The organism is Trebonia sp. (assembly GCF_049794275.1).
GTDB lineage: Bacteria > Actinomycetota > Actinomycetes > Streptosporangiales > Streptosporangiaceae > Trebonia.
On record NZ_JBARCR010000640.1, the window covers coordinates 1 to 6,638 of the forward strand.

Below are 6,638 nucleotides of genomic sequence, written 5' to 3' on the forward strand. Positions count from 1 at the left end.
GAGCATGCCGGGGCGATCCGCGCCGACATCGGCGCGGCCGAGATGGCTTTCCGGCGCAGCGACTGGGAGCATCCCGCCGGGCGCTCCCGTGCCGAGCAGGCGGCCGATCATGTGGCTCGCCTCGCCGCCGCCGTGCCGCCCGGCACCCGCCTCGGCACGAAGGAGGATGTCCGGGCCCGATGCGGCGTCTCGGTGGGTACGTTCAACGAGGCATTGCGGCTGCTCCAAACCCGCCAGGTGATCACGGTACGGCCCGGGCCCGGTGGCGGGCTGTTCGTCACGAACCGGGCCGCGACGGCCCGGCTCGGCAAGTCCCTGCTCGAACTGGACGACGGCGAGGCCGCTGTGGCCGACGCCATCCGCATCAGGAACACGCTGGATCCGCTGCTGATCGAAGACGCGCTGTGGCACGCCTCCCCTGCCGACCTCGCCGTTCTCCGCGACTGCCTGGAGCCCATGGCCGCGGCGGTCGCCAGCGGGGATCCGGCAGCCTTCGTGCACGCCAACTGGCAGCTGCACGCCCAGATCGCCGCGATCAGCCCCAGCCAGTTGCTGCGAACCCTCTACAGTTCGCTGCTGGAGATGATCGAGCGGCACACGCTGTCTGTCCTGCCGGCCGAGGGCACGTCGCTGCCGGGATACATCGAGGAGCGCTACCAGCTCCACGCCGACCTCGTCGCGGCGCTCGAACGCCGGGACGCCGTGGAGACCCGGCGGCTCATCGCCATGCACAACACTCAGGGATGAGCCGTCCATCGGCTCGGGTCACGATGCGGCGGCGGCCGGAGGCCAGCCGAACGCGGCGAGGTCCAGCGCCGCGGCGACCGTCCCGCACTTGCCGCAGGTCCGCGCCGCTTCATCGGTAGAGAACCGGGCGCAGGCCGCGGCGTAATACTGCACGGCGGGAGTGTCCTTGTCGTGCTCCCATTCATAGCGCCGCAGCTCGCTGTCGCATCCGTCGCAGTACCACGCGGCGCCCTGAAGCCCCGCTTCCAGCGGCTGGAACCGGATCGTGACGCCCTCGGTCACCGGCACGATCCGGTGCGGCGTGCCTGCCGGGATGTAGACGTGGTCGCCGACGACCATCCGGAACCTGTTCACCGAGCTGTCGCGCAGGTGGACGTCCGCTTCCCCGGACAGCTGGCTGAGCACGTTGTCCTTCGAGCAGATGAGGTGGAACGGCTGCGGGTGCCGGTTCCTGGACAGGTAGAGCTGCGGGTCGGTCTCCTCCGGCAAGACAGCGGCGTCCTCGTACTCGCCCACCTCGGCCTTGAAGGCGTGCAGCATCCGGCGGCGGTTCATGATGCGGCCTCCTTCAGGGTGCGGTGCGCGGCGCTGACCGCCTGGGTCTGGGCCACCTGCCGTCCCCATCCCCACCGCTCGGCGGGGAACACGTCGTTGACGTGCCCGCACTCGGCGCAGGTCCGGCCCTCCTCGCTGTTGCGCAGCTCGACGAACTTCAGCGAGTGGTACAGCGTGGCGAACTGCCGGATCGGGTCCTCGTCCGCTCCGTAGCTCTTCGCGTCGTACCCCGGCAGCCCGTGCGGGGTGGCGTCGTAGTCGTGCCGCACCAGCTCGGCCTTGCACTTCTTGCAGCGCGCGAGTACCGCTTCCCGCTGGTCGCCCGACGTCGACTGGTGCTGGGTGATGACCATGACGGCGAACGCTTCCGGGTCCTTCTCATTCCGCAGGAACGAGTTCACTCCGTGCAGCTGCTGGGTCACGAAGATCTGCCCCGGGGCCAGCATCGCCTGGTTCGCGCCGTAGGTGACGACGACCTCGTTCACCGTGTTCCAGTGGAAGAAGTGCCCGTGCTCCGCGTCCGGTCCCCCGGTGAACACCGCACCGCAGGGCACGATCGCGCCGGCCGAATCGTAGGGGAACAGCGGCATCAGCTCTGCCGCCGCTTTCGCCATCCGCTCGTAGACGTTGACCTTGAGCGGCTCGCGGTCGGGGTCGGGCGGCGGGATCCGCCGGGTGTCCTCCAGGTCCACGTTCACCTCACTATGTAGCGTCATGCGGAACACTGACCCCCATTGTGAGACATGATGCGCAGAGGAGACAAGACCCTACGTTACGGAAAAAACTCATGATCAGCCGCTACGGCCAGCAGCGGTTAAGGAGCGGCTAAGGGATGCGAGCCTCAGCCGACGCGGTCGCCGAGCTCACGCGCGACCCGCATGGTCGCGGTGGCGGCGGTCTTCACCCACGCCTCGTCGGCGCGGGACAGCGGCGCGGTCGTCACCAGGGCGCAGCGGACGTGGCCGCGATTGTCGCGGACCGCGGCGGCGACGGCGGCGACGTCGTCCTCGCTCTCCCCGTGATTGGCCGCGTAGCCCAGGCGGCGGACCTCGGCGATCTGCTCGAGCAGTTCGGCGACGCTGGTCAGCGCCCGGGGCGTGGGCGCCTCCAGCAGCCCGGACGGGTACAGGGCGGCGATCTCCTCGTCGGTGCGCTCCGCGAGCAGGACCTTGCCCGTGGCCGTCGAGTGCGCGGGCAGGATCCGGCCGGTCCGGCTGCCGGTACGCACCATCCGGTCACTCTCGACGCTGTCCAGGAACAGGACGCTCGTGTCGCCGCGCATGACGCCCAGGTGGGCGGTCTCGCCGGTCAGGTCGCGCAGGTCCACCAGGGCCGTGTGCGAGACGGCGCGAATATCGATCTTCGACACGACCGCCAGGCCGATGTCGACCAGCGCGGGTCCCGGCCGGTAGGCACGCGAATGCTCGTCCTGCTCCACGAACTGGTGGTGGCTGAGCGTCGCCAGCATCCGGTGCACCGTCGACCGGGACAATCCCATGTCCCGGGCCACCTGGTTGACCCGGATCATCTCGTGATCCTCGAAGAGACGGAGCAGCCGCAGCACGTTGTCGACCGCGCCGATCAGCGAGCCTGGGCGGTCGGGCGGGGTGCCGTCGGGATCCTGCTCCACGCAAGCAGAGTAGCGCATGCGACCCTTGCACATCCTCCATCGACGTAGCAAAATACGGGACACTGTTCCGTACCGTGACACGTTCAAGGAGAGAATGTGATGGCGCTGTTCGTCAGCCTGCACCAGGCCCCGGGCCTGTCACCTGAAGAGATCGCCGGATACGGCCCGGATGTCGCCAAAGGCGTCTACGCGACGTTCCGCCAGCTGTACGTCAACACCGACACCGGCTTCATCGTCTCGGTGTACGAGGCGGACAGCGCGGCCGCAGTGGAACAAGAGTTCGAGCGGGTAGGTTTCCCTTTCGACTCCATTAACGAGATCGACTTCACGCTGAGCGCGGCCGAGCTCGCGCAGATGCTCGCCCGTGGCTGACGAGCCGCGCCTGGACCGGCCGGTCACCTTGGCGTTCCGCGGTGACTGGGGCCAGGCGAACATGCACCGGATCTGCGGCTGGCTCGCCCAGGAGATAGGCGACCGGTCGCCCCGCGGGTCCGAGTTCTCGATCTGGTCCGGTCGCGGCGGCTCCGACCAGATCGCGGCGCTGCGTTCCGGCGCCGCTGACATCGCCGTGGTCACCCCGGCGGCCGCGGTGCACCTGCTCGAACCCGGCGACCTGTGCGCGCTCGGCGTGATAGGGCAGCGGGACCGCCTCGTCGTCGCGGTCGATGCCGCGCTTCCGGTCAGCACCGTCGCGGACCTTGCCTCGGTTGCCGGCAACGTGACCGTGGCGACCTCCCCCGATGACGGCGTTAACCTCATCGGTCTCGCCGCGCACAAGGCCCTGCGGCTGGCCGGCGTGGACCCCGGCAGGCTCTCGTTCCGCTACGACGAGCGGCCGTTCCCGCCGATCAGCTGGTTCGCCGACGGCGAGGCGGACGTGCTCATCCACGAGGCGATCATGACGCCGCACTGGCAGCGGATAGCCGCCAAGCGCCCGGTGCGCTACCTGCCATGGGGCGAGCAGGTACTGGCCGCGTTCGCCGCCGATGGCTGGCCGTCCGCCACGGTGGAAGCCGGCTACCTGCCCGGCCTGGCCGAGGACCTGCTGACGCTGGACTTCTCCGACTTCGTCCTGCTCTGCACCCCGGCACTCCCCGACGACGTGGCCTACCTGGCCGCGTGGTGCATGGTGAAGACCCGGGGAGCGCTGGAAGTGCAGTACGCCCACCTGCCGCAAGACCACTCCCCCGTCACCTACCCCCTCGTCCCCGCCGACATGGCACGGACGCCGGTCCCGCTCCATCCGGCGGCGGCCCGCGCCTACTCCGACGCCGGCGAGGACTCGGTCGGTGGCGCGCCCATCTGGAGCTGACCGCGATGGCGTATGTCATCAACGAGCACTGCATCGACGAGCTGGACGGCTCGTGCGTCCAGTCCTGCCCCGTTGACTGCATCTACGAGGGCCTGCGCAAGCGCTACATCAATCCAGACGAGTGCATCGACTGCGGAGCGTGCCTGCCCGAGTGCCCGGTCGACGCGATCCTCGCTCCCGATGACTCACCCGACCCCGTCTGGGCCGCGGACAACACCGCGTTCTTCACCGAGAAACTGCCCGGCCGGGACACGCCGCTGGGCTCACCGGGGGGCGGCGAGCCGACCGGCCAGGTGGGGACGGATACGCCGCTGGTCGCCGGCTGGATCAAGACATGACTGCGGACGTGCCCATCCTGATCATCGGTGGCGGGATCGGCGGCATGGCCGCCGCCCTCGCGCTGGCCCGGGCGGGCTTCACAGCGCACATCGTTGAGCGGTCACCGGAGTTCGGCGAGATCGGCGCGGGCATCCAGCTCGCCCCGAACGCGCTGCGCATCCTGGACGGCCTGGGCGTGCTCCCGGAGCTGGCCGAGCTGGCCGTCCATCTCCGGCACCTGGTGCTCATGCACGCCGAGACCGGCCGGCATCTCACCACCGTGGACTTCGGCGAGCCGTTCGAGCGGCGTTACGGCTATCCGTACACCGTCATGCACCGCGGTGACCTGCTGACCGTGCTGCACCAGGCGTGCCGGGCAGATGACCGGATCACACTGGAGGCCAGCCGCGACGTCACTGAACTCAGCGACGACGGCGGCACCGCACGGGTCCGGTTCGCCGACGGCGCCAGCTACGAATGCGGCGCGGTCGTCGGCGCCGACGGCCTGTGGTCGACGGCCCGCACGCTGATTTCCGCTGACCGCCCGGTCTGCCAGGAGTTCGTCGCCTACCGCGGCGCGCTCCCGGCCCGCGACGACGCGATGCCGACGGGCGGGAACGGCGTCCCCGCCGGGCCGGACGACGAGATCATCTGGATCGGGCCCGGCAAGCACCTGGTGCAGTACCCGATCCGGCGCGGCGAGCTGGTCAACCAGGTCGCCGTCTTCGGCAGCCGGAGCTACTCCCGTGAGGCCGAGCTGACTGACCGTTGGGGCACCCCAGCCGAGCTCGACCAGGCTTTCGCCCCCTGTTGCGATCCGGTGCGCGCCGGGGTGGCGCTGATCAGCCGCGACCGCCGGTGGGTGATGTACGACCGGGAGCCCCTGGACAACTGGACCACCGGCCGGATCACCCTGCTCGGCGACGCCGCGCACCCGATGGTGCAGTACCTCGCGCAGGGCGCCTGCCAGGCCATCGAGGACGCCGGCTGCCTGGCCCGCCAGTTCACCCGGTACGACGGCGACCCCACGAAGGCCTTCGCCTCCTACCAGGCCGAACGCATCCCGCGCACCGCGCTGATCCAGCGTTCCGCCAGGATCTGGGGACAGATCTGGCACGACGACGGCCCGGTCATCCCGCTGCTGCGCGACCGGATCCTCGCGCGGCGCGGCCCGGACGACTACACCGACCTAGACTGGCTCTACCAGGACCAGACGGAGGCGAGCTGAATGGTCACTGCGCGATTCCATGACGACACTCCCGACGTAGACGGCCTGTATGCCGACCTGGCGGCGGCCGACCTGCAGCCGCTGTGGACCCAGCCCGGCCTGCTGACCAGGACACCGAACCGGCTCAGGCCACACATCTGGCGGTGGAAAACCCTGCGGGATCTCGCGGAGCGGTCCGGCGACCTGGTCGGCATCGATCGCGGCGGCGACCGGCGGGTGCTCTCGCTGTCCCACCCGGATCTGGGCGGGCTGCCGTTCGCCACGCACACGCTGTGGGGCGCGGTGCAGTTCCTGGGCGCCGGGGAACTCGCCCCCGCGCACCGGCACACCCCGGCGGCGCTGCGATTCGTGCTGGAAGGCAGCGGAGTGTGGACACTGGTCAACGGCGATGCGCTCCACATGGCCCCTGGCGACCTGATCCTCACCCCGAGCTGGACCTGGCACGAGCATCACAACCCGGGCACCGAGCCGATGATCTGGTTCGACGGCCTGGACCTTCCCCTGGTGCAGAGCCTCGACGCCATCTTCTTCGAGCCTGGCAGCGAGGAGCCGACCGGGTACGAGCCGGCGCTGGCGTCACGATCTGAGCAGCTCTACAGCGGGGCCGGGCTGCTGCCGGCCGGCGAGCAGGCAGACGTGGAGGACCCCGCGTCCGGCCGGTCCTCCAGGCTGCTCGCCTACCGCTGGCCATCCGTCGACGCGGCCCTGTCCCGGCTGATCGAGACCACCGGGCAGCCTGCGGCCAGCGTCCGCTACGCCGACCCGGTAACCGGGCGGGACATCATGGCGACGGTGCGGGCGGAAATGCACCGGGTGCTCGCCGGGCACCGCACCGCAACGGTCCGGAC

9 protein-coding genes are annotated in these 6,638 nt (G+C 70.2%); 6 read left to right on the top strand and 3 right to left on the bottom strand.

Translation table 11 applies throughout. From position 1 onward, the window contains the following. A partial coding sequence (locus WA805_RS17230; protein ID WP_425242838.1) for a FadR/GntR family transcriptional regulator occupies positions 1–747 on the top strand: 747 nt, incomplete at its 5' end. An 18-nt stretch (positions 748–765) separates the two neighbouring features. Here the strand turns inward: WA805_RS17230 and WA805_RS17235 are convergent. From WA805_RS17235 to WA805_RS17245, 3 genes are all read right to left on the bottom strand, one after another. Next, positions 766–1,302 (bottom strand): hypothetical protein, encoded by a 537-nt coding sequence (locus tag WA805_RS17235; protein ID WP_422286661.1) that lies wholly within the window; start codon positions 1,300–1,302, stop codon positions 766–768. Further along, positions 1,299–2,018: a hypothetical protein gene (locus tag WA805_RS17240; protein WP_422338608.1), complete on the bottom strand. Its 720-nt coding sequence runs from the start codon at positions 2,016–2,018 to the stop codon at positions 1,299–1,301. Before WA805_RS17240 ends, WA805_RS17235 begins: the two co-directional genes overlap by 4 nt. 125 nt (positions 2,019–2,143) lie before the next feature. Further along, positions 2,144–2,932, bottom strand: a complete 789-nt coding sequence (locus WA805_RS17245; protein ID WP_422286664.1) for an IclR family transcriptional regulator — start codon at positions 2,930–2,932, stop codon at positions 2,144–2,146. A gap of 99 nt (positions 2,933–3,031) precedes the next feature. Between WA805_RS17245 and WA805_RS17250 the strand changes: the two genes are divergently transcribed. From WA805_RS17250 to WA805_RS17270, 5 genes are all read left to right on the top strand, one after another. Then, a complete protein-coding gene (locus WA805_RS17250; RefSeq protein WP_422338607.1) occupies positions 3,032–3,304 on the top strand; it encodes a nickel-binding protein in 273 nt (90 codons plus the stop codon). Continuing rightward, positions 3,297–4,244 carry a TAXI family TRAP transporter solute-binding subunit gene (locus WA805_RS17255; RefSeq protein WP_425242839.1) on the top strand — a complete coding sequence of 316 codons (948 nt, stop codon included), beginning with the start codon at positions 3,297–3,299 and terminating at the stop codon, positions 4,242–4,244. The genes WA805_RS17250 and WA805_RS17255 overlap by 8 nt, the downstream gene beginning before the upstream one ends. A 5-nt stretch (positions 4,245–4,249) precedes the next feature. Then, positions 4,250–4,582: an indolepyruvate ferredoxin oxidoreductase subunit alpha gene (locus WA805_RS17260; RefSeq protein ID WP_422271880.1), complete on the top strand. Its 333-nt coding sequence runs from the start codon at positions 4,250–4,252 to the stop codon at positions 4,580–4,582. Continuing rightward, entirely contained in the window at positions 4,579–5,790 is a 1,212-nt protein-coding gene (locus WA805_RS17265; protein ID WP_425242840.1) for an FAD-dependent monooxygenase, read from the top strand. Before WA805_RS17260 ends, WA805_RS17265 begins: the two co-directional genes overlap by 4 nt. Further along, the coding region (locus WA805_RS17270) for a cupin domain-containing protein (RefSeq protein WP_425242841.1) at positions 5,791–6,638 on the top strand (848 nt) is incomplete at its 3' end. It lies immediately after the preceding gene.